The organism is Photorhabdus sp. RM96S (assembly GCF_042879335.1).
In the GTDB taxonomy this organism is placed as follows: Bacteria; Pseudomonadota; Gammaproteobacteria; order Enterobacterales; family Enterobacteriaceae; genus Photorhabdus; species Photorhabdus kayaii.
This window is the reverse complement of the sequence record NZ_JBHFKT010000223.1, coordinates 1-312: the sequence shown is the minus strand read 5'-3', so window position 1 is coordinate 312 and position 312 is coordinate 1. Positions and strand designations below refer to the sequence as shown.

The window sequence follows — 312 nt, the reverse complement described above, 5'->3', positions numbered from 1 at the left end:
CCACACCTTAAAACTGGTGATGATACCGGGAAAAATCCGGCATATCCGCTATACCCCTGACAGCGGGAAAGATATCCAGCGGATAACCCCCTTTCCCGCGCGTGAAGGCAAATTGCTGGATTTACGGGACATTGAGCAGGGATTGGAAAACTTGCAACGTTTCCCGACCGTGCAGGCGGATATGAACATTGTTCCGGCAGCGCAGCCGGGGGAGAGCGATATTGTGCTGGACTGGCGTCAGTCCCGGCACTGGCGAGTCGCCACGTATTTGGATGATACCGGCTCTAAGAGCACCGGGCGTTATCAGGGCGG

1 protein-coding gene is annotated in these 312 nt (G+C 56.1%); it reads left to right on the top strand.

Features of this window, described 5'->3' with window-relative positions:
* On the top strand, nt 1–312 hold a 312-nt coding region (locus tag ACGF49_RS25080; RefSeq protein ID WP_387493491.1), incomplete at both ends, for a POTRA domain-containing protein.